This window comes from Zoogloea ramigera (assembly GCF_006539865.1).
Lineage (GTDB): Bacteria > Pseudomonadota > Gammaproteobacteria > Burkholderiales > Rhodocyclaceae > Zoogloea > Zoogloea ramigera.
The window spans coordinates 1-20,327 of the sequence record NZ_BJNV01000052.1 but is presented as its reverse complement, the minus strand read 5'-3'; the positions used below and the strand labels follow the sequence as shown (position 1 = coordinate 20,327).

The following is a 20,327-nucleotide window of genomic DNA, read 5'->3' as shown; positions in this document are numbered from 1 at the left end:
AAAACTTATTACAAAACTACGATTTAGCTGAAAAAAGCTATCGCGGCACCTGATCCCGCGGCCACAGCACCCACATCTCCCCTTTCTGGCGCATGCGGCCGGCCAGCGCGCCAGCCTCGGCGCCGAAGCCCCAGTAGAAGTCGCCCCGCACGCCGCCCTTGATCGCGCTGCCGGTGTCCTGCGCCAGCATCAGGCGCTGCAGCGGCTGGGTGCTGCGCGGGTGGCTCGTCGCCAGAAACACCGGCGCCCCCAGCGGAATGCTGCGCGGGTCCACAGCCATGCTGCGCCCCTCGGTGAGCGGCTGGCCGAGCGCCCCGACCGGGCCACCGTTGCCGGCCGGCGCTTCGCGGAAGAAGATGTAGCTCGGGTTGGCGTTGAGCATCTCCTGCAAGCGGCCCGGGTTGGCCCGCGCCCAGTTCTTGATGCCCTCCATCGACGCCTGCTCGACGCGCAGCTCGCCCTTGTCGGCCAGCCAGCGGCCGATCGACTGGTAGGGGTGGCCGTTAGTGTCGGCGTAGGCCAGGCGCACGATGCTGCCGTCGGGCAACTGCACGCGGCCAGAGCCCTGCACCTGCAGGAAGAACAGCTCCACCGCGTCCTCGGCGTACAGCAGCGTCTTGCCGGCGAAGCGCTCCTTCAGCCGGTCGATGTCGGCGCGGGAGTGATACGGCAGCACCTTGTTGCCGACCAGCCGGCCGCGCACCCGCAGCCCTTTTAGCTCCGGATAGACCTCCGAAATGTCGAGGTTCAGCAGATCATCCGGCACCCCCAGCACCGGCCACGCGTAAGCCTTGGAGCGGCTGCGGCTGCCCTTGATGAGGGGCTCGTAGTAACCGGTGACGAGGCCCTCGCGGCTGCCATCGGCGTTGCTCACCCGCCACGGCGTCAGGCGCGCCTCGAAGAAGGCCCGCGCCGTGGCGGCGCCCGGCCGCTCGCCCAGCCCGCGGGCAGCTTCGCAGACGGGCTGCCACACCGGCTGACGAGCCAGGGCGCGGCACGATGCCATGAAGGCCGGCCAGGCCTCGTCGTGGCGATCGGCGCTCCAGCCGGGCAAGTCGGCCCAGCTGGCCACTTGCAGCGGACGGGCCAGGGCCTGGGGCGCCGGTGCGCCACCTGCAGGCGGCGCCGGCTGCGTCGAAGGCGCGGGCACCGGGCGGGGCTGCGGCTCGACGGCCGGCCGCGGCCCCGTCGCGCAGGCGGCGAGGAGCAGCGCGGCGAGCGCAGGAATCAGGCGTACGGAATGGGCGGGACGAAAAACGGGAAACATGGATGGGGTACACTCGCGGCTGGCAATCATTAGCCGCCCGAGTATAACCAGCGCCACGCCGGCCCGGGCCCACCGAAGGAGTACCGCATGTGGCTGATCGGCCTCGAACTCGGCATCGTCGCCGTACTGCTCGCCATCGTTGGCCTGGCCCTGCGCGCCCCGAAGAACAAAGACACGGACGCCCCGCCCCATGACTGACCTCAACCAATTCCTGGCCCGCGCCGAACGCCTGCTCGAACGCCTCGAAGGCCTGCTCCCGGCCGAGCCCACCGCCCCCGACTGGGCGGCATCCACCGCCTTCCGCTGGCGCCGCAAACACAACGCGGCGGCCCTGGTGCCAGTACCCCGCCCCCACCAGATCCGCCTGGGCGACCTGCAGGACATCGACGACAAGAAGGCCCGCATCGTCGCCAACACCCGCCAGTTCCTGGCCGGCAAGCGTGCCAACAACGTGCTCCTTACGGGCGCCCGCGGCACCGGCAAGTCGTCGCTGGTGAAGGCCCTGCTCACCGAGTTCGCCACCGAGGGCCTGCGCCTCATCGAGGTGGACAAGGACGACCTCATCGACCTGCCCGACATCGTCGAGCTCCTCCACGGCCGGCCCGAGCGCTTCATCCTGTTCACCGACGACCTCTCCTTTGAAGACGGCGAGCCTGCCTACAAGGCGCTCAAGAGCGTCCTCGACGGCTCGCTGGCGGCGGTGCCCGACAACGTGCTGATCTACGCCACCTCCAACCGCCGCCACCTGATGCCGGAATACTTTGCCGAGAACGCCGCCACCAAGCACCTCGACGGCGAGGTGCACCCCGCCGAGGCGGTTGAGGAGAAAATCTCCCTCTCCGAGCGCTTCGGCCTGTGGATCTCGTTCTACCCCTTCAGCCAGGACGAATACCTGAAGGTGGTGAATCACTGGCTCGCCGAATTCGGCGTGCCGCCCGAAGCCACTGCCGGCGCCCGCGGCGAGGCGCTCCAATGGGCGCTGCTGCGCGGCTCGCGCAGCGGCCGGGTGGCCTGGCAGTTCGCCCGGGACTACGCGGGGCACTACACAGAATGAAGAAGATCGTCCATGTGGCCGCCGCGGTGATCACCCGCCCCGACGGCAGCTTCCTGCTCGGCCAGCGCGCCCCCGACACCTTCTACCCCGGCTACTGGGAATTCCCCGGCGGCAAGGTCGAGCCCGGCGAAACCCCGCGGGACGCCCTGATCCGCGAGCTCGACGAGGAGCTCGGCATGCAGGTGGAGGCGGCCACCCCGTGGATCACCCGCGAGCATGTGTACGAGCACGCCCACGTCAGCCTGCATTTCTTCGAGGTCAGCGCCTGGCGCGGCGAGATCCACGACCGGGTGCATTCCGCCCTCAGCTGGCAGAAAGCCGACGCGATGGACGTCGGCCCCATGCTGCCGGCCAACGGCCCGATCCTGAAGGCCCTGCGCCTGCCGCGCCTGTTCGGCATCACCCACGCCGGCGAGATCGGCATCGACGCCCAGCTGGCGCGCCTCGACGCGGCCCTTGCCGACGGCCTGCGCCTCGTGCAGATCCGCGAGCCGGCGCTGCCCGAGGGCCCGCGCGAAGCGTTTGCCCGCGCCGTCGTCGAGCGCTGCCACGCCACCGGCGCACTGGTGATGGTAAATGACGACCCGGCGCTGGCTCGCAGCATCGGCGCCGACGGCCTGCACCTGACGGCCCGGAGCCTGGCAAGCGCGGCCGCCCGGCCCGAGTTCGAATGGGTCGGCGCCTCCTGCCACACCCGGGCCGACTTGGAGAAAGCCGCCGGCCTCGAACTGGATTACGCCCTCCTCGGCGCGGTCCAGCCGACCCTCAGCCACCCGGAGCGCAACGCCCTGGGCTGGCCGGCCTTCACCGAGATGATCGCCCGGCTGCCGCTGCCGGTCTTCGCCCTGGGCGGCCTGGGTGCCGGCGACCTGGGCTGCGCCAAGGCGGCCGGCGCCCACGGTGTGGCGGGCATCCGGGCCTTCTGGCAAAGCTGAAGGGCGCGGCGCCCCAAAACAAAAGCGGCCCGCGGGCCGCTTTTGCGATGGTCAGTGAGGCCGCCGCAGCGGATCCGACTCGTCGTCGAGGGGCGTTTCACCCTCGACCCGGTATTTGTCGGACGCCCAGGCGCCCAGGTCGATCAAACGGCAGCGGTCGGAACAAAAGGGGCGGTAGGGGCTCTCGGGGCCCCACACCACGTCGGTGCTGCAGGTCGGGCAGCGCACCTTGCGCGGCTTGGCGGGCTGATCGGTCATAGGTTGCAGAAGGTCAGCTCGAAGGACACATCCACCTCCACCTGACCCGGCCGGGTCACGGTCTCGGCGTGCATGAAACGGACGTTGAGGGCGTATTTGTTGGCGCTGGTCTCGGGCACGCACATGGCACTGCCACTGAGGCTGATACGGATCATCTGTGCGCTGCGGCCGCCCATGGTCTGCTGGAATGCACCGCGCGGAGCCACCAGGTGCTCAGGGCGTCCGCTGGCCCGGAGCAGGCGCAGCACGATCGCCAGGCCGTCGCGGATCGGCAACAGGGGCTGGATCCAGGCCATCAGGTCGCGGCGACGCAGCTCGACATCCCGGTTGAGCCAGTGGTGATAGGACGGCAGGTCGAACTCGCAGGCACCGCCGGGGATGGCAGCGCGGCTGCGGATGTTCATCAGCCACTCGTTCTCGCGCAGATACTGGCCCGTCTTGCCGGCCATCGCCAGCAGTGAGGCGGACGCCTGCTCGATCTCGTAGAGGGCGCCGGACAAGGCTTCCTCGGAGATCTGCGGGTTGTTGCGGAACGACAGCAGGATCTGGCGCTGGCGCTCGAGTTCCTGGACCAGATCGACCTTGAGGTCGGCTCGGCTGGCCACTTCGAGGATCTCGAACAAGGTTACCAGGGCCACATGATGTTCGAGGGAGCCCGTCGCGCGGACGAAGTGGGCTATTTTGTCGAACAGGCCCTCGAGGCGGAGAAGCGTGCGGATCCTCTCGTTGAGCGGATATTCGTAGGTGATCACGCGCGCGCCTGAATGAGGAGGGGTTGAATTTGAGTGGCCGGCGTCGGTCCGACCGGCGCGAATCATATCATACGGCCCCGCCCTCCGACGCCAGCCGCAGGTAGGCCCCATGCAGGCGCTCCACCTGGACCGCGAGCTCTGCGTAGCCAGCGCTGTTGTCGATCACGTCATCGGCTGCGGCCAGGCGCTCGGCCCGGCTCGCCTGGGCCGCCATGATGGCCCGCACCTGGCGCTCCTCGAGGCCGCTGCGCTGCATCACCCGCAGCACCTGGACGTCCTCGGGGCAATCCACCACGCAGAGGCGCCGGACCCGCTCCCGGTAGGTGCCGGATTCGATCAGCAAGGGCACCACCAGCACCACATAGGGAGTCGTGGCGGCACGGCACTGACGCTCGCTCTCGGCGCGGATCATCGGGTGCAGGATCGCCTCGAGGCGCTTGCGGGCATCGGGATCTTCAAACGCCAGGGCGCGCATCGCCGGGCGATTGAGGGCGCCATCCGCCGCCACCACGCCATTGCCGAAGGCCTCGCGGATCGGCTCCATCGCCGCACCGCCGGGGGCGGTGAGCTGGTGGGCGATCTGGTCGGTGTCGACCACCAGCGCGCCACGGGCGGCCAGGAGGTCGGCGGCCGCGCTCTTGCCGCTGCCGATGCCGCCGGTCAGGCCGACGACGTAAGGGGTCTCGCTCATGGGCTGCACTCGAGTCGGTTCGCGCCACGCAGGCGCTCGGAGAGATCGCTGGCGAGGGTGGCCAGGCTGTCGCTCGGGCCACGCAGCTCGACCCTCAGCACCGAAGCGCCACGGCCCGCCACCTGGGCCGAGCGGACACCCTTCTCGCGCAGGCTTTCGAGCAACCGGTTGGCCTGGACTTCGTTCTTGTAGAGCCCAAGGGAGATCGCAAACTGCGCCGGCCCGGGGTCTTGAACGATGAACAGGTCATCCACGCCGAGCTTGCGGATCTCGGCCGCCTTTCGCTCGGCCGCCTCCTTGCTGCCGAGGGACGGGACATGCACCCACCAGGAAGAGACCGCGCCACTGCGGCTCTCGGTCAGCTTGAAGCCAGGCCCGGCACCGGCGCTGCGGGCCTTGATCTCGTCGAGCTGCGCGGCGCTCACGCCACCGAAGGCGACGCAGCCCGGCGGTGCCGAGGTCTCGGGAACCGGCGCGGGCGCTGCAGGTTGAGGGGACGTCTCGCCCTGCGGAGGGGTGTCCGACGCCGCAGGCGTCACAAGCACCGGAGCCGCCGGCGCGACAGCCACCGGCGCAGGCGCGGCGGGCCGCACCTCGGCGACAAGACGCATCCGCTCGGGGCTAAGCTGATTGCTCAGGCGTTCCGGCTCGCCGGGGTATCCCCCGCCACCGATCCAACCCTTCCAGACGGTCAGGGCAAGCAGGTTGGCAAACACCAGCGCGATGACGATTACACGTAATTGGGCCATGGGCGCAAGACTAACCGATCACGGTCGACTGGAAAAGGCGTCCCAAGGCCCTGCAGGCAGGCCGTCACACGGGCTCACAATTCGGCCAGCATGCAGGCGAGGCCTTCGAGCACCAGGTTGTCCACGCGCCGCAGCGGGATCTCGAGCAGCGGTGCGAGGCTGACCGCTGCGCCACCATTGAGCAGGCAGACCGCCCCCGGCTGGCTCGCCACCAGGCGGAACATGCGCTCGATGGCACCCAGCTGGGCGTGCAGGCAGCCGCTCACGATGGCGTCGGCGGTGCGCCGTGGCAGCGGCTCGAAACGCCCGTCGGCAAAGGGGAGCTGGGCGGTGTCGCGGGCCAGCGAGCTGCGCATGAGGTCGAGACCCGGCAGGATCACGCCGCCCTGGAACACGCCCTCGCCGTCGAGCACGTCGGCGGTGGTGGCGGTGCCGGAGGTCACCACCAGCGCCGCAGCGCCGTGGAGCGCCCGGGCGCCGACCAGCGCAGCCCAGCGATCGGCCCCGAGGCGGGCCGGATCGACGTAGCGGTTGTGCACACCAAAGGCCGACGCCGTCGGCGCGATCCAGAGGGGCGTCAGAGCCCGGCCGGCAAGGAGCCCGGCCAGCCGCGCCGCCACCTCGGCGCCGGCCACATTGGCCCCCAGGACGCGCCGGATCGGGCCCGCGGCCTCCAGCACGCCAGCCAGCTCGTCGAGCGCCCCGAGGGCCACCGCGCCCTGGCCGCGCCAGCCGGCTCCATCGTGCAAGCCCCACTTGAGCCGCGTATTGCCGGCGTCCAGCAGCAGATCCATCAGCCCGCTCTCAGGGACACGTCGCCGGACAGCACCCGGCGCAGGCCGTCCGGTGTCTGCAGCAGCAACGCGCCGTCGGCGTCCACCCCCGCACAGATTCCGGCCAGCGGCTCGGCCTCGCCGAGAATGCGCACCGGCAGCTCCGCAAAGGCATTGCGCTGCTGCCAGGCGCCCCGGAGGCTCTCGAAACCGGCGGCGGCGCAGATGCCGAGAAAATGGTGCAGCTGCGCCAGCACCAGACCAAGCAGCCGGCTGGCCGGCGGCGTTGCGTCAAGGCAACGGGCCAGATCGGTGACCCCGAGGGGCGATTCGATGGCGGCCTCCGGCGGCAGACGCAGGTTGATACCGACGCCGATCACCGCCGCCAGTGGCTGGCCACGGCCGGAGACGAGTTCGATCAGGATGCCGGCGATCTTGTGGCCGTTCACGAGCACATCGTTGGGCCACTTGAGCTGGACGCCCTCGACCCCGAGCTCTTCCAGCGCCCGCGCCACCGCCAGCCCCACCACCAGCGACAGGCCGCCCGGAAGCGGCGCGCCGGGGGCAAAGCGCCACAACACCGAGAAGGTCAGCCCGGCCCCCGGCCAGGATTGCCACACCCGCCCCCGCCGCCCGCGCCCGGCCGTCTGCCGATCGGCGGCGAGCACGGGAATGCGCCCGTCGTCGGGCGGCGGATCGGCCAGCAGGCGGCTGTTGGTGGAATCGCACTCCGGCAGGACTTCGACGGAGAACGCGGCGGCCAGGCCGCCCAGCGCGGCAGCCACCGCAGCCCTGTCGAGGGCTTCAAGTTTGGGATGATCCAAGATTCAACACTCGGCGCAATGAGACGAGGCGCCGATTATGGAGGATGGCGGCAGGCCTGGGGAGCGCGTCTTACCCAAAACCACGCCCACCCGGACACCGGCCGGGCCGCCGGCACCGCGCGGGTCAGGCGTGGTCGGGCTCCTCGAGGCCGAGCTCCTGGATCTTGCGGGTGATGGTGTTGCGGCCGATGCCGAGCAGCTGGGCCGCCTCGATGCGCCGCCCGCCGGTGGCGTTGAGGGCACGCCGGATCAGGATGCGCTCGAAGTCGCGGTTGAGCAGGTCGAAGACTTCGCCCGGGCTCTGGGCCAGCACCCGGTCGACCTCAGCCATCAGGGCCTCGCCCCAGTTGGCCGGCTGGTCGCGCACGGGGTGGTCCTTGAGCTCGGGCGGCAGATCGGCCACCTCGACGGTCTGCCCCGGCGCCATCACGGTGAGCCAGTGGCAGAGGTTTTCGAGCTGCCGCACATTGCCGGGGAAATCCAGGCTCTGCAGGTACTTGAGGGTCGCCTCCGACAGGCGTTTGGCCTCGACGCCGAGCTCCTGGGCCGACAGGGAGATGAAGTGTTTGGCGAGGGTCGGGATGTCCTCGCGCCGCTCACGGAGCGGCGGCAGGCGCAGCCGGATCACGTTGAGCCGGTGAAACAGGTCTTCCCGGAACAAGCCCTGGCGCACCCGCTCTTCCATGTTCTGGTGGGTGGCCGCGATGACCCGCACGTTGGCGCGGATCGGCTGGTGGCCGCCGACCCGATAGAAGTTGTTGTCGGACAGCACCCGCAGCAGGCGGGTCTGGAGTTCGGCCGGCATGTCGCCGATCTCGTCGAGGAAAAGGGTGCCGCCCTCGGCCTGCTCGAAACGGCCCCGGCGCATGGCCTGGGCCCCGGTGAAGGCCCCGCGCTCGTGGCCGAAGAGTTCGGATTCGAGCAGGTCGCGGGGGATCGCGGCGGTGTTGATGGCAATGAAGGGCGCGTCCCGCCGCGGGCTGTGCCGGTGCAGCGCCCGCGCCACCAGCTCCTTGCCGGAGCCGGACTCGCCGTTGATGAGCACCGTGGCGTGGGACTGGGACAGGCGGCCGATGGCGCGGAAGACCTCCTGCATCGCCGGCGCCTGGCCGAGAATCTCGGGCACCGAGCTGAGCTCTTCGACCGCGCCGCCCTGGTGGGCGCTCTCCTCGATGGCGCGCCGCACCAGCTCGACGGCCTGATCCACGTCGAAGGGCTTGGGCAGGTATTCGAAGGCGCCGCCCTGGAAGGCCGCCACCGCGCTGTCGAGGTCGGAGTAGGCGGTCATGATGATGACCGGGATGTGCGGGAAGCGCGCCTTGATCTTGGAGAGCAGCGACAGCCCGGATTCGCCGGGCATCCGGATGTCCGACACCAGCACCCGGGGCGGCGGGCAGGCACCGTCCAGCGCCGCCAGCACCTCGGCCGCCGAGCCGAAGCTCTTGTATGGGATTTCTTCCCGCGTGAGGGCTTTTTCAAGCACCCAGCGGATCGAGCGATCGTCGTCAACTATCCAGACTGCATTCATGTCGGTTGCGCACACACAAATAAATGGGGAAGGAGCGACGCGGCGGAAGCGGGCGCACCATTATGGTGCCTAAAGCCCGATCGGTCACGCGTCCGCGTCCCGGGTTATCGGAATGAAGAGCGTGAAGCAGGTCCGGCCGGGCCGGGACTCAACTTCGATCGCACCTTGATGCTGTTCGATGAAACTCTGCGCCAGGGACAAACCCAGCCCGCTGCCGTTTTCCCGCCCGGACACCAGCGGGTAGAAGATCCGGTCGCGGATGTCGTCGGGGATACCGGGGCCGTTGTCGATCACCTGCAGCTGGACGGCCAGCTTGAAGCGGCGCTTGGCCAGCGTGACCTGGCGTGCAGCCCGGGTCCGCATCACGATCTCGCCGCAGCCCTGCATGGCCTGGGCGGCGTTGCGGGCAACGTTGAGGATCGCCTGGATGAGCTGCTCCCGGTCACCGGTGACGGAGGGAAGGCTGGTGTCGTAGTCGCGCCGCACCTCGATGGAGGGGAACTCGGCCAGGATCAGCCGCCGCACCCGCTCGATGACGTCATGCAGGTTGAGCTGGGTGGGCTGCATCATGCGGTGGGAGGTGAGCAGCCGGCTCATCAGCTCCTGCAGGCGATCCGCCTCGGCAATGATCACCTGGGTATATTCGCGCAGCTGGGTGTCATCCAGCTCCCGCTCGAGGAGCTGGGCCGAGCCGCGGATGCCGCCGAGGGGGTTCTTGATCTCGTGGGCCAGATTGCGCACGAGCTCCCGGTTGGCCTGCTGCTGATGGGCCAGCTGCTCCTCCCGCGCAACTTTCAGCTGGGCGTCCATCGGGCGAAACTCCAGCAGCAGGCGCGCATCGACAACTTCCACCGGCGTCACGGTGCAGTCGAGGTGCAGGGTTTCCATGCCGGCACGCAGCACCTTCAGGTTGTGGCCGGTGTAGCTCCAGTTGTCACGCAGGACGTTGTTGAGCGCACTCTCGAGGCCGGCGGGGTCACCGAGCAGACGCCGGAGGGAATAGCCGACGATCTTGCGGCTGCTCGTCGCAAACAGGTTTTCGGCACTGGGGTTGAGGTAGCGGACCACGAGCTGATCGTCCACCAGCACCACGGCCGAAGACAGGAGCTCCAGACCGGAAAAGGCTGAGGGGGCGGTATCGGGCAGGTCGTTTTGCATAGCGCAGACCAATGCAAGAAGCAGACCATGTCAGCCCCCTCGATGGAGAGGGGCCGCCGCGCTCAGCGCAGATTCGAGATTTCGCGCCGCAGGGCCTCGATATTGCGCTCATGGAGCTGAACCTTGTCGCGGAAGGGCTGGAGCCGCTCCGCCGCCCGCGCCGAATTGCGGTCGGCGCCGTTGCGCGCGGACGCCTGCTCGTCAAGTTCGCGCCGGGCCGCGTCCAGGCTGCGCTGTTCGGTGCTCAGCTCCTGGTCGAGGATGCGCCGACGATCCCCGTCACGCGCCTTCTGGGTGCCCGAATCGACGCGCGGAAAACCAGCCGCACCGGCCGACGCACCACTTTGGGGCGCAAGCACCGGCGCCGGGCGCGCCAGCCCGCTGCCGCCGGGCACCGAGGAGACGGCCTGGTCGCGGGCCAGGGTGGTGCAGCCTTTCCCGGGGCCGCGGCTGTTGGTATAGGTGACATGACCGGCTTCATCGACACACTTGAAGATGTCCGCCCTCGCCAGGGGGGAGCAGCACAGCGCAGCCAGCAGCAGGAGAAGTCGTGGATTCATTGTCGGCACGGTAGATCAAGGGCACGAATAGTTTAAGGGCCGCATCCGGGGAAGACAAAGGCAGTTCGGCACCGTTCGGCAAACAAAAAAGGACGAGCCGAGGCTCGTCCTTCGTAACGCACAGGCCGGCCAGCAAGCTGACCGGCTTCCGATCGGAGATCAGATGGCGTAGTACATCTCGAACTCGACCGGGTGCACTTCCATGCGCAGACGGTTCACTTCTTCCTGCTTCAGGGCGATGAAGGAGTCGATGAAGTCGTTGCTGAAGACACCGCCGCGGGTCAGGAACTCGCGGTCATTGTCGAGGGCAGTCAGGGCTTCGTCGAGGCTGGCGCAGACGGTCGGGATCAGCGCGTCTTCTTCCGGCGGCAGGTCGTAGAGGTTCTTGTCGGCGGGGTCGCCCGGGTGGATCTTGTTCTGGATGCCGTCAAGGCCGGCCATCATCAGCGCGGCGAAGCACAGGTAGGGGTTGGCACCCGGATCCGGGAAGCGGGTCTCGATACGGCGGGCCTTCTCGCTGTTCACGAACGGGATCCGGATGGAAGCCGAACGGTTCTTGGCGGAGTAAGCCAGCTTGACCGGGGCCTCGTAGTGCGGCACCAGACGCTTGTAGGAGTTGGTCAGCGGGTTGGTGATGGCGTTCAGCGCGCGGGCGTGCTTGATGATGCCGCCGATGTAGTACAGGGCGGTCTCGGACAGGCCGGCGTAGCCGTTGCCGGCGAACAGGTTCTTGCCGTCCTTCCAGATCGACTGGTGCACGTGCATGCCCGAGCCGTTGTCGCCAACGATGGGCTTCGGCATGAAGGTCGCGGTCTTGCCGTACTGGTGGGCGACGTTCTGGACGATGTACTTGGTGATCTGGGTCTGGTCGGCACGACGCACCAGGGTGTCGAACTTGGTGCCGATTTCGTTCTGACCGGCGGTCGCCACTTCGTGGTGGTGCACTTCAACCGGCACGCCGCAGGCCTCGAGGGCCAGACACATGGCGGCACGCATGTCGTTGAAGGAGTCGACCGGCGGGACGGGGAAGTAGCCACCCTTCACGGCCGGGCGGTAACCGGTGTTGCCGCCTTCGAACTTCTGGTCGGACGACCAGGCACCCTCTTCGGAGAAGATCTTGTGGTACGCGCCGGACATGTTCACCTTCCACTCGACGGAGTCGAAGATGAAGAATTCGGGTTCCGGACCGAAGAAGGCGGTGTCGCCGATGCCGGAGGACTTCAGGTAGGCCTCGGCGCGGTTGGCGATGGAGCGCGGGTCGCGGTCGTAGCCCTTGCCGTCGGCCGGGTCGATCACGTCGCAGGACAGGACCAGGGTGGTCTCGTCGAAGAACGGGTCGATGTAGGCGGTGCTCGGGTCCGGCATCAGCAGCATGTCGGAAGCCTGGATACCCTTCCAGCCAGCAATGGAGGAGCCGTCGAAGGCATGACCGCTTTCGAACTTGTCTTCGTCAAACGCCGAGACCGGCACGCCAACGTGGTGTTCCTTGCCCTTGGTGTCGGTAAAACGGAAGTCGACAAACTTGACTTCGTTTTCCTGGACGATCTTCATGACGTCTTGCGGGGTCATATAACTCACTCCTAACGGGTTGAATCTGCTGCGCAGTGGATAAAGATTGGAGACAACGATTACGATTTTCAAGCCTGCGGACGTAGCAAGCAGATAGCGTGCCAGCTATTACAGGCGAACACTTCATTGTGCCACAAGGATCTTGCGGGGCGGACCGGAAAATAAACGCACCAAAATAGTGCAAAAACAAACATGATGCACCACTAAGGTGCTATCCGGCACATCAGGGCGATCCGCCCCCAGTGCGGCGACCCCGCCACCCGGTCGGCAATCCGCGCGTTCAACGCCGCGAGCCGGTCCAGGTCGGCGCACCAATCAAACGGCAGGAAGACCTCCGCCTCGACCTGCCCGCCGACATAATGAAAGACCGCCGGCGCCGCCTGGGGCACCCCGCCGCCGAGGATGTCCTCGAGTTCATCCAGCAGCGCACCACGCCCGGGCAGGCGGTGATCGGCCACCGCACTTTCGTCCGCCTCGGTATCCACATGCACCAGCACGTCGAGCACCTCGGGATGCCCGGCCCGCACCCGCTGGCGCGCCAGCTCGGCGATGCGATGCCCCTCCGAGACGCTGATCCGCGCGTCGACCCGCACGTGGGCATCCACCAGCACCCGGTGAGCCATCCGGCGCGTGCGCAGATCGTGCACGTCGAGCACCCCGCAGGTGCCGGTGACGGTCTCGCGGATCCGGGCCACCTCCTCGGCGTCGACGCCGGTGTCGATCAGCTCGCGCAGCGCCTCGTAGGCCAGCATCACGCCCATCCGCAGGATCATGAAGCCCACCAGCGCCGCCGCCAGCGGCTCGAGAAAGCGATAACCGAGCAGGCTCCCGCCGATACCCACCGCCACCACCAGCGACGAGGCCGCGTCAGCCCGGGCGTGCCAGGCATTGGCTACCAGCATCGGCGAGCGCAGGCGCTGGGCCACGGCGAGCATGTAGCGAAACAGGCCCTCCTTGCCGGCCAGCGTGACCAGCGCCATCCACAGCGCCGCCGGATGCAGCTCGGGCAGCGCGTCAAGGCTCTGCAGCCGCCCGCCGGCGGTGAGCAGGAAACCCGCGCCGACGCCGGCCAGGATCAGCCCGAGCACCATCGACGCCGCCGTCTCGTAGCGGCCGTGGCCGTAGGGGTGGCGCTCGTCGGCCGGGTTGGCGCCGTGGCGGCTGGCGAACATCACCATGAAATCGCCCAGCAGGTCGGACAGGGTGTGCATCCCGTCGGCCACCAGGCTCTGGGCGTGGGCAAACAGGCCCACCGCAATCTGGCACACCGTCAGCACCACGTTGATGGCGATGCTGACCCAGGTGGCCCGCTGGGCCTGGCGGGCCCGATCGGCGTCGAGGGGCGCCTCGGAAGAGAGAGAGGAAGCTTCGAAAGACATGACTTGCGGCCCTTGGGGGCGGCGGTATACTCACAAGCCCGCCATTCTAGCCGGATGCCCGCCATGGGAAAATTAAGCGAAACCCTCGCCCTCGCGCAGGAACGCGCCCGTAGCCTGAACCTCGCCTACGCCGGCGCCCTGACGCCCCGCGAAGCCTGGGACGTGCTGCAGCTCGCCCCCGGCGCCAAGCTCGTGGATGTGCGCACCCGCGCCGAGTGGGACTGGGTCGGCCGCGTGCCCGGCGCCGTCGAGATCGAATGGATGCTCTACCCCGGCAACGAGCCCAACGCCCACTTCCTGGCCCAGTTCAAGCGCCAGATCGACCCGGAAGCGCTGGTGATGTTCCTGTGCCGCAGCGGTGCGCGCTCCAATGCGGCCGCCAACCTGGCCGTCTCGGCAGGCTACACCAACGCCTACAACATCCTGGAAGGCTTCGAAGGCGACAAGGACGCCAACGGGCACCGCAACAAGGTCGGGGGCTGGCGCCATGCCGGCCTGCCTTGGATCCAGGGCTGACAACAACAGGACTCCCCCAGAGATGCAAGCCGCCCCCATCAGTTTCGATCGCTTCAACGCCCTCACCGACGGCGACGCCCACGAGCGCATCCGCGCCGCCCGCGCCCGCCTCGGCGACAAGGCCGTGCTGCTGTGCCACCACTACCAGCGCGCCGATGTTTACCAGTACGCCGACCTCACCGGCGACTCCCTGAAGCTGTCCCGCCTCGCCGCTGAGACCGACGCCGAATACATCGTGTTCTGCGGCGTGCATTTCATGGCCGAGGTGGCGGACATCATGTCCAAGCCCCACCAGATGGCGATCCTGCCCGACCTCGCCGCCGGCTGCTCGATGGCCGACATGGCCAACCTGGCCAAGGTCGAGCGCTGCTGGCGCGAGCTAACCGAGGTGCTCGAAACCCCCGACGCCCTGATCACGCCGGTCACCTACATCAACTCCGCCGCCGACCTCAAGGCCTTCTGCGGCGAGCACGGCGGCATCGTGTGCACCTCCACCAACGCCCCCACCATCCTCGACTGGGCCTTCGCCCAGCGCGAGAAGGTGCTGTTCTTTCCCGACCAGCACCTGGGCCGCTGGACCGGCTTCAACAAGGGCATCCCGCTCGACGAGATGGTGGTGTGGGACCCGGACCTCGAATACGGCGGCCTCAGCTTTGATCAGATCAAGAAGGCCAAGATCCTGCTCTGGAAGGGCCACTGCTCGGTGCACCAGATGTTCCAGCCGGCGCACATCATCAAGTTCCGCAACCAGTACCCCGACGGCTTCGTCATCTCCCACCCGGAGAGCGCCCTCGAGGTGTGCCGCCAGTCCGACTACGTGGGCTCCACCGAGTACATCATCAACCTCATCAAGAACGCCGCGCCCAACACCCGCTGGCTGGTGGGCACCGAGCTCAACCTGGTGAACCGCCTGGCCGAAGAGGTGAAGCACGAGGGCAAGATCGTGCAGTTCATGGCGCCCACCGTGTGCATGTGCTCGACGATGCAGCGCATCGACCCGCAGCACCTGGCCTGGACCCTCGAGAACCTCGCCGACGGCAAGGTGGTCAATCGCATCAGCGTGCCCGAGCACGAAGCCGCGCTGGCCAAGGTGGCGCTGGAGCGGATGCTGGCGGTGTCCTGATCGGCATCACACCAAGCCCTCAAGACGGCGCCCGCGGGCGCCGTTTTTCATGGGCACATCATGCATCCCCTTAAAGTTAGAAGGTATGCGCCCAAAGAACGACCAAATCTGCGCTTACTTTTCAGCCCCCCTTTCGCCCCTCTCTGCCTCCTCCCGCTCCTTTTTTTCAATTTTCTCCAGCTGCTCCCTTGACTTTCTATTCACCTCCTCCAATTTTCCTCTTTCATCGTCACTCAAATCAGCTCTTTTCAACGCAGCCTCAGAAGCTTTTACATTATTCTGAGCTGCTTGCTTAAGCATGCCAGGAACGACCTCTGTCACACCAAAAACCGCTACGTTCGCGACGCCCTTACCGACTAGCGCAAATATATTTTTCGCCGTTTCTGCCGCACCCAAACTATTCTTAAGATCACTCCAAGCGTCAGGCAAGCTGAAATATTTTCCCACCTAGACCTCCCCATTATAAAAAATATCCAAGACTATGAATTACTGACAACCTCACAAAACACCACGACTCAAAGCGCAGAGGGGACCAACAGGCAAAGCCCATGGTCCCCTGTTTCAGCGCTCGGTCAATTAATTACCAAAAGTCGCAGCTTGGCAGTTAGAACAATACCAATACCCGGGCCTTTGTTCGTGCATCGTCCAACTGCCACATTTAGGACATTTTTTCCCTTTTGCCATAAACAAACCCTTGAAGACATAGAGACTCATTTTCATACCCTCACTGTTTGACATGCCACACTTTGTTTTAACGATCTCTTTTCAAGATTTTTTCGCGCGTTTTTTAAAAACTCCCCCGTTTTTATTGTCTCTAGACGAATTTCTCTACAAGCTGAAGCCTCTGGGCTCCTGAAGCCCTCCGGTACAACTTTCGAGTGTTGTCTCAACCTGTTTTTACCTTGTCTCCGTCCCGCCCGCTTCATTAATTGCGAGAACGATTTAAGGACAAGAACCCCAGCCAGAGAAGCCAACTAGACTATTCATCTTAGATTAAACGCCACTTCCCTCTCCAATGCAAGCGGCACCCCATAGGCTGACCCCAGCCACCCAACTTGAGCACGACCTCCGCAGCCCACCCCCACCACATTTTATTTGCACAGCATCCCACCTCCTGTACCATCCTCCGGTCGCCATCGTCATCATCCGTGCACTCGAACGACATCCGGCGACCTTTCCCACATCATTCAGGAGCCTTCCCATGAAACAGAATCTCGTCTCTCTCGAATTCAGTGCGGCCCAGCTCGAGGCTGTGGATGCTGCGCTGGCGGTGCTGGAGGAGAACCTGGCCGAGCTGGTCACGTTGACCGCCGTGCAGCGGCGCAAGGCGCTGAAGATGGGGGACGGCTCCGAGGTGTTCTGCCGGCAGACCGAGCTGGTGTTGCGCCAGAATGCCGGCCTGGTGCCGCCGGACTTCGAGCTGGCCGAGCTGCAGCAGGACATCGCTACCCTCGATACGCTGCGGCCGCGCCTGCAGCGCCTGCGTTCCCTCACCGACCGCGCTGACGACACCGAGCTGGCCCTGGGCAGCGACATCCTGAGCGCGTCCCTCGACGGTTATGCGCTGACCAAGGTGATCGGCCAGGGCACCGGCCTGGACACCCTCAAGGCGGCGATGAAGACCCGCCTCGCCCGCAAGTCACGCAAACCCGCCGATCCCGCCGCCTGAGCGTCCGCCCACGGCCCGCCCCGCAAGGGGGCCGGGCGGTTCACGTGGGCGGGCTTGCCCGGCCGGGCAAGCCGCCAGCGACAACAAGCTTTGCCACCAAGCCCACGCCTTTACCGGGTACAGGGCGAGTCCAGACGCCGCAACACCATACCCCCCGGGCGGGAGGCCATTCCCGCCCGGACTGTCGGGTTACGCTGCGCTAACCCGACCTACCTTCCGAGCGGCACCTCCGCCAGTCGCCGCCGTCCTCAGCCCCTGGCCGGAAGCCCGCCCGACCCGCAGCGCGGCCGACGCACCTCGCCGTGTCACCCGGCCGTCGCCCTCGGAGGCTCAGCCGACCACCCCATACACCCAACCGGCTCTACCGGAAGTGCAGCCGATGCCCCCCTTTGCCCGGCCGCCCCTGCCGGCGATCCTGTGGAGCGGCATCGGCGGGGTATGCCCCATGCCGCGAAGCCCTCGCGAGCACAAAAATGATGCTCCAGCCTATCCCTGCGACAGGGCGAGCCTATATCTCGTATAGGACGGCCCTATCCAACGGACAGGCCCCGCCTGTCTCACTGATAGGGCTCCACTGTCCCGCGGATAGGCCAGCCCTGTCTCTCCGATAGAGCCGTCCTGTCCAACCGATAGGCCCCTCCTGTCCACCGGATAGGCAGCCCCTGTCCGCGAGCTGCTCGCGAGCACTTCGCCGATAGGAGACCCCACTCCGCCCAGCCCGGCGGAGCACTTCCGGGCATGGCGCGACACGCCCGGCGATGGCCGCGAGCCCCGCAAAGACCGGCGCGAACATCCCCGCCGGCGTCAGGACACGCATCGGGACCGCCACGACGCCCCCAGCGCCCGCCTCGCCTGCCGCCACCGGGATCGAGCGGGGTGGTGTAGACCACCGCCGGGCCGGCCCTGCATGCGCCAGCGCCGACAAACAGGAATCCCTCCGCGAAGCTTCAGCCTGTCCCCGCCCGTGCCGAAACGTGCAGAATGACGCACGTAGAAGAAGGAGCCCCCCATGACCACCCTGCGCATCTGCACCTACAACATCCACAAGGGCTTCTCCCAGTTCAACCGGCGGCTCGCCATCCACGACCTGCGCGACCGGCTGCGCCTGCTGGGGGCCGACGTGGTGTTCCTGCAGGAAGTCCAGGGCCTGCACCTGCGCCACGCCCAGCGCCACGCCGACTGGCCCGGCCAGCCCCAGCACGAATTCCTCGCCCGCGACGTGTGGCAGCAGACCGCCTACGGCGGCAACGCGATCTACGACCACGGCCACCACGGCAACGCCATCCTGTCCCGCCACACCATCCTGTCCCAGGCCAATCAGGACGTCTCCGACCACCGCTTCGAGAGCCGCGGCCTGCTCCACTGCGAGGTCAAGATCGCCGGCATCGAGCGCCCGGTGCATTGCGTGTGCGTGCACCTGGGTCTCACCGCTGGCAGCCGCCGCCGCCAGATGGCCGCCATCGTCGCCCGCCTCGACCAGCTCGCGCCCGACGGCGCGCCGCTGATCATCGCCGGCGACTTCAACGACTGGCGCAACCACGCCGACGACCAGCTCATCGGCCCCCTCGGCCTCAGCGAGGTGTTTACCACCCTGCGCGGCCGCCCCGCCCGCAGCTTCCCGAGCACCCTGCCGGTGCTGCGCCTCGACCGCATCTACGTGCGGGGTTTCGCCATCGACAAGGCCGAGGTGCACTACGGCCCGCCGTGGAGCCGCATCTCCGACCACGCCGCCCTCACCGCCCACCTGCGCAGCGCCTGAGCCGATGGGCATCACCTGGCTGCGCGGCAACGCCCTCACCCTGCTCGAGAACGGCACCGAGTTCTTTCCGGCCCTCGAGACGGCGATCGACGGCGCCACCACCGAGATCTTCCTCGAGACCTACATCTTCGCCCACGACGACACCGGCCACCGCATCGCCGCCGCCCTCTCCCGGGCCGCCGGCCGGGGCGTGTGCGTGCGGCTGCTGGTGGACGGCTTCGGCGGCCGCGACTTCGTCGAGCACCTGCAGGCGCCCCTCGACGCGGCGGACGTCAATGTGCAGATCTACCGCCGCGAGGTGGCGCCCCTCTCGCTGCGGCGCCATCGCCTGCGCCGCCTGCACCGCAAGATCGCGGTGATCGACGGGCGGCTCGCCTTCGTCGGCGGCATCAACATCATCAGCGACCTGGACCAGCCCAGCTTCGCCGGCCCGCGCCTCGACTACTCGGTGCGCATCGAAGGGCCGCTGGTGCGGCCGATCCACGGCACCGTCACCCACGTCTGGCAGCTGGTCGCCTGGGCCTCGTTCCGGCGGCGCCATCCGCAGGGCTTCGCCCCCCTGCCACCGGCCTCCGAGGATGGCGGCATCGAGGCCGGCTTCCTCATCCGCGACAACCTCCGTCACCGCCGCGACATCGAGGACGCCTACCTCACCGCCATCGCCGAGGCGCGCAGCGAGATCATCCTCGCCAACGCCTATTTCCTGCCCGGGCGCCGCTTCCGCCAGGCGCTGCTGGAAGCCCGCCGGCGGGGTGTGCAGGTCACCCTGCTCACGCAAGGCTGGACCGACCACCCCCTGCAGCAATACGCCACCCGCGCCCTCTACGGCCAGTTTCTCGCCCACGGCGTGCGAATCTTCGAATACCACCGCAGCCATCTGCACGCCAAGGTGGCGGTCGTCGACGAACACTGGGCCACCGTCGGCTCGTCCAACATCGACCCGTTCAGCCTGCTGCTGGCCCGGGAGGCCAACGTCTTCGTCCGCAACCCGGGCTTTGCGGCCCACCTCAAATGGCGTCTCGAGCGGGCCATCACCGCCGGCGCCCGCGAGATCTCCCCCGACGCCTGGCAACGCGGCCCCCGCCTGCAGCGCATCCTCAACTGGGGCGCGTATGGGCTGGTGCGCCTGATGATAGGTATCGCCGGCTACGGCAACCGGCACTGAAAGCGTGGAAAGTAGGAAACGGGGGATGGGAAATGGGAAAATCCCCTGACTTCCCACCTCCCACTCCCCACTCCCCACTCCCCACCATGTACCCCACTCCCGACTTCGAAGCCAAGATCTGCCCTCCCGAGGCCCTGCGCCAGCGCATCGCCGCCCTGCCGCGCCCGCTGGTGTTCACCAACGGCTGTTTCGACATCCTGCACCGGGGCCACGTCACTTACCTCGGCCAGGCCCGCGCGCTCGGCGCCGCGATGGTCGTCGCCCTCAACAGCGACGCCTCCGTGCGCCGCCAGGGCAAGGGCGATGACCGCCCCATCAACCCCCTCGCCGACCGCCTGGCGGTGATGGCCGCGCTCGGCTGCGTCGATCTCGTCACCTGGTTCGACGAGGACACCCCGATCGCCCGCATCCTCGAATGCCAGCCCGACGTGCTGGTGAAGGGCGGCGACTGGGCCCCCGAGCGCATCGTCGGGGCGCCCGAAACCCTGGCCCGCGGCGGCACCGTGCATTCCATCCCCTTCGAACACCAGCGCTCGACGACCTCGCTGCTCGACAAGATCCGCCGGCTCTGACAGCATCCCATTACACACATCTCCCA

Annotated in this window: 21 protein-coding genes; 8 read left to right on the top strand and 13 right to left on the bottom strand. The window is 67.5% G+C overall.

Annotation, left to right across the window (positions count from 1 at the left end; all coding sequences use genetic code 11):
- Positions 1-37 precede the first annotated feature (37 nt).
- Complete coding sequence (gene mltA / locus ZRA01_RS14285; RefSeq protein WP_174851625.1) at positions 38-1,267, bottom strand: murein transglycosylase A; 1,230 nt, start codon at positions 1,265-1,267, stop codon at positions 38-40.
- 190 nt (positions 1,268-1,457) lie between these two features.
- On the opposite strand from mltA, the gene ZRA01_RS14280 reads away from it, so the two are divergent.
- Together ZRA01_RS14280 and ZRA01_RS14275 are read left to right on the top strand one after the other, a co-directional pair.
- Positions 1,458-2,321: an ATP-binding protein gene (locus tag ZRA01_RS14280; protein ID WP_141353361.1), complete on the top strand. Its 864-nt coding sequence runs from the start codon at positions 1,458-1,460 to the stop codon at positions 2,319-2,321.
- The gene (locus ZRA01_RS14275; RefSeq protein ID WP_141353359.1) at positions 2,318-3,256 is read left to right on the top strand and encodes a Nudix family hydrolase; all 939 of its coding nucleotides are present in this window, start codon (positions 2,318-2,320) and stop codon (positions 3,254-3,256) included. The genes ZRA01_RS14280 and ZRA01_RS14275 overlap by 4 nt, the downstream gene beginning before the upstream one ends.
- Positions 3,257-3,307: 51 nt before the next feature.
- Here ZRA01_RS14275 and yacG read toward each other — a convergent pair whose 3' ends face one another.
- From yacG to ZRA01_RS14220, 11 genes are all read right to left on the bottom strand, one after another.
- Positions 3,308-3,514, bottom strand: coding sequence for a DNA gyrase inhibitor YacG (gene yacG / locus ZRA01_RS14270; RefSeq protein ID WP_141353357.1), 207 nt, complete (start codon positions 3,512-3,514; stop codon positions 3,308-3,310).
- On the bottom strand, positions 3,511-4,266 hold the full coding sequence (gene zapD, locus ZRA01_RS14265) for a cell division protein ZapD (RefSeq protein ID WP_141353355.1): 756 nt from the start codon (positions 4,264-4,266) through the stop codon (positions 3,511-3,513). The genes yacG and zapD overlap by 4 nt, the downstream gene beginning before the upstream one ends.
- Positions 4,267-4,333: 67 nt before the next feature.
- Positions 4,334-4,957, bottom strand: a complete 624-nt coding sequence (gene coaE / locus ZRA01_RS14260; protein WP_174851624.1) for a dephospho-CoA kinase — start codon at positions 4,955-4,957, stop codon at positions 4,334-4,336.
- Positions 4,954-5,706, bottom strand: coding sequence for an SPOR domain-containing protein (locus tag ZRA01_RS14255; protein ID WP_141353351.1), 753 nt, complete (start codon positions 5,704-5,706; stop codon positions 4,954-4,956). The genes coaE and ZRA01_RS14255 overlap by 4 nt, the downstream gene beginning before the upstream one ends.
- A 74-nt stretch (positions 5,707-5,780) precedes the next feature.
- Entirely contained in the window at positions 5,781-6,500 is a 720-nt protein-coding gene (locus ZRA01_RS14250) for a type III pantothenate kinase (protein ID WP_141353349.1), read from the bottom strand.
- Positions 6,500-7,303 (bottom strand): biotin--[acetyl-CoA-carboxylase] ligase, encoded by an 804-nt coding sequence (locus ZRA01_RS14245; RefSeq protein ID WP_174851623.1) that lies wholly within the window; start codon positions 7,301-7,303, stop codon positions 6,500-6,502. Before ZRA01_RS14245 ends, ZRA01_RS14250 begins: the two co-directional genes overlap by 1 nt.
- 124 nt (positions 7,304-7,427) lie before the next feature.
- A complete protein-coding gene (gene ntrC, locus ZRA01_RS14240) occupies positions 7,428-8,831 on the bottom strand; it encodes a nitrogen regulation protein NR(I) (protein ID WP_141353345.1) in 1,404 nt (467 codons plus the stop codon).
- An 84-nt stretch (positions 8,832-8,915) separates the two neighbouring features.
- Complete coding sequence (gene glnL / locus ZRA01_RS14235) at positions 8,916-9,989, bottom strand: nitrogen regulation protein NR(II) (RefSeq protein ID WP_141353343.1); 1,074 nt, start codon at positions 9,987-9,989, stop codon at positions 8,916-8,918.
- Positions 9,990-10,051: 62 nt separating this feature from the next.
- A complete protein-coding gene (locus tag ZRA01_RS14230) occupies positions 10,052-10,549 on the bottom strand; it encodes a DUF4124 domain-containing protein (RefSeq protein ID WP_141353341.1) in 498 nt (165 codons plus the stop codon).
- 159 nt (positions 10,550-10,708) lie between these two features.
- On the bottom strand, positions 10,709-12,118 hold the full coding sequence (glnA, locus tag ZRA01_RS14225; protein WP_141353339.1) for a type I glutamate--ammonia ligase: 1,410 nt from the start codon (positions 12,116-12,118) through the stop codon (positions 10,709-10,711).
- A 203-nt stretch (positions 12,119-12,321) separates the two neighbouring features.
- The gene (locus ZRA01_RS14220) at positions 12,322-13,497 is read right to left on the bottom strand and encodes a cation diffusion facilitator family transporter (RefSeq protein WP_141353337.1); all 1,176 of its coding nucleotides are present in this window, start codon (positions 13,495-13,497) and stop codon (positions 12,322-12,324) included.
- A gap of 63 nt (positions 13,498-13,560) precedes the next feature.
- On the opposite strand from ZRA01_RS14220, the gene ZRA01_RS14215 reads away from it, so the two are divergent.
- Both ZRA01_RS14215 and nadA read left to right on the top strand, forming a co-directional pair.
- Positions 13,561-14,013: a rhodanese-like domain-containing protein gene (locus ZRA01_RS14215; RefSeq protein WP_141353335.1), complete on the top strand. Its 453-nt coding sequence runs from the start codon at positions 13,561-13,563 to the stop codon at positions 14,011-14,013.
- A gap of 22 nt (positions 14,014-14,035) precedes the next feature.
- The gene (gene nadA / locus ZRA01_RS14210; RefSeq protein WP_141353333.1) at positions 14,036-15,136 is read left to right on the top strand and encodes a quinolinate synthase NadA; all 1,101 of its coding nucleotides are present in this window, start codon (positions 14,036-14,038) and stop codon (positions 15,134-15,136) included.
- A gap of 114 nt (positions 15,137-15,250) precedes the next feature.
- On the opposite strand, the gene ZRA01_RS14205 is transcribed toward nadA, so the two are convergent.
- Positions 15,251-15,583 (bottom strand): hypothetical protein, encoded by a 333-nt coding sequence (locus ZRA01_RS14205; protein WP_141353331.1) that lies wholly within the window; start codon positions 15,581-15,583, stop codon positions 15,251-15,253.
- 754 nt (positions 15,584-16,337) lie between these two features.
- Here ZRA01_RS14205 and ZRA01_RS14200 point away from each other — a divergent pair.
- The 4 genes from ZRA01_RS14200 to ZRA01_RS14185 all read left to right on the top strand — a co-directional run bounded on the left by ZRA01_RS14200 (position 16,338) and on the right by ZRA01_RS14185 (position 20,301).
- A complete protein-coding gene (locus tag ZRA01_RS14200; protein ID WP_141353329.1) occupies positions 16,338-16,805 on the top strand; it encodes a hypothetical protein in 468 nt (155 codons plus the stop codon).
- A 1,009-nt stretch (positions 16,806-17,814) separates the two neighbouring features.
- A complete protein-coding gene (locus ZRA01_RS14195) occupies positions 17,815-18,564 on the top strand; it encodes an endonuclease/exonuclease/phosphatase family protein (RefSeq protein WP_141353327.1) in 750 nt (249 codons plus the stop codon).
- 4 nt (positions 18,565-18,568) lie between these two features.
- On the top strand, positions 18,569-19,729 hold the full coding sequence (gene clsB / locus ZRA01_RS14190; protein WP_174851622.1) for a cardiolipin synthase ClsB: 1,161 nt from the start codon (positions 18,569-18,571) through the stop codon (positions 19,727-19,729).
- Positions 19,730-19,815: 86 nt separating this feature from the next.
- The gene (locus ZRA01_RS14185) at positions 19,816-20,301 is read left to right on the top strand and encodes an adenylyltransferase/cytidyltransferase family protein (protein ID WP_141353325.1); all 486 of its coding nucleotides are present in this window, start codon (positions 19,816-19,818) and stop codon (positions 20,299-20,301) included.
- Positions 20,302-20,327: the final 26 nt, after the last annotated feature.

Bases quoted from the DNA above. Each gene is read 5' to 3' on its own strand.
- ZRA01_RS14250 (WP_141353349.1), bottom strand. From the start codon at position 6,500: ATGGATCTGCTGCTGGACGCCGGCAATACGCGGCTCAAGTGGGGCTTG.
- ZRA01_RS14200 (WP_141353329.1), top strand. From the start codon at position 16,338: ATGAAACAGAATCTCGTCTCTCTCGAATTCAGTGCGGCCCAGCTCGAG.
- glnA (WP_141353339.1), bottom strand. From the start codon at position 12,118: ATGACCCCGCAAGACGTCATGAAGATCGTCCAGGAAAACGAAGTCAAG.
- ZRA01_RS14195 (WP_141353327.1), top strand. From the start codon at position 17,815: ATGACCACCCTGCGCATCTGCACCTACAACATCCACAAGGGCTTCTCC.
- ntrC (WP_141353345.1), bottom strand. From the start codon at position 8,831: ATGAATGCAGTCTGGATAGTTGACGACGATCGCTCGATCCGCTGGGTG.
- ZRA01_RS14185 (WP_141353325.1), top strand. From the start codon at position 19,816: ATGTACCCCACTCCCGACTTCGAAGCCAAGATCTGCCCTCCCGAGGCC.
- yacG (WP_141353357.1), bottom strand. From the start codon at position 3,514: ATGACCGATCAGCCCGCCAAGCCGCGCAAGGTGCGCTGCCCGACCTGC.
- ZRA01_RS14230 (WP_141353341.1), bottom strand. From the start codon at position 10,549: ATGAATCCACGACTTCTCCTGCTGCTGGCTGCGCTGTGCTGCTCCCCC.
- glnL (WP_141353343.1), bottom strand. From the start codon at position 9,989: ATGCAAAACGACCTGCCCGATACCGCCCCCTCAGCCTTTTCCGGTCTG.
- ZRA01_RS14220 (WP_141353337.1), bottom strand. From the start codon at position 13,497: ATGTCTTTCGAAGCTTCCTCTCTCTCTTCCGAGGCGCCCCTCGACGCC.
- coaE (WP_174851624.1), bottom strand. From the start codon at position 4,957: ATGAGCGAGACCCCTTACGTCGTCGGCCTGACCGGCGGCATCGGCAGC.
- ZRA01_RS14255 (WP_141353351.1), bottom strand. From the start codon at position 5,706: ATGGCCCAATTACGTGTAATCGTCATCGCGCTGGTGTTTGCCAACCTG.
- mltA (WP_174851625.1), bottom strand. From the start codon at position 1,267: ATGTTTCCCGTTTTTCGTCCCGCCCATTCCGTACGCCTGATTCCTGCG.
- clsB (WP_174851622.1), top strand. From the start codon at position 18,569: ATGGGCATCACCTGGCTGCGCGGCAACGCCCTCACCCTGCTCGAGAAC.
- ZRA01_RS14215 (WP_141353335.1), top strand. From the start codon at position 13,561: ATGGGAAAATTAAGCGAAACCCTCGCCCTCGCGCAGGAACGCGCCCGT.
- nadA (WP_141353333.1), top strand. From the start codon at position 14,036: ATGCAAGCCGCCCCCATCAGTTTCGATCGCTTCAACGCCCTCACCGAC.
- ZRA01_RS14280 (WP_141353361.1), top strand. From the start codon at position 1,458: ATGACTGACCTCAACCAATTCCTGGCCCGCGCCGAACGCCTGCTCGAA.
- ZRA01_RS14275 (WP_141353359.1), top strand. From the start codon at position 2,318: ATGAAGAAGATCGTCCATGTGGCCGCCGCGGTGATCACCCGCCCCGAC.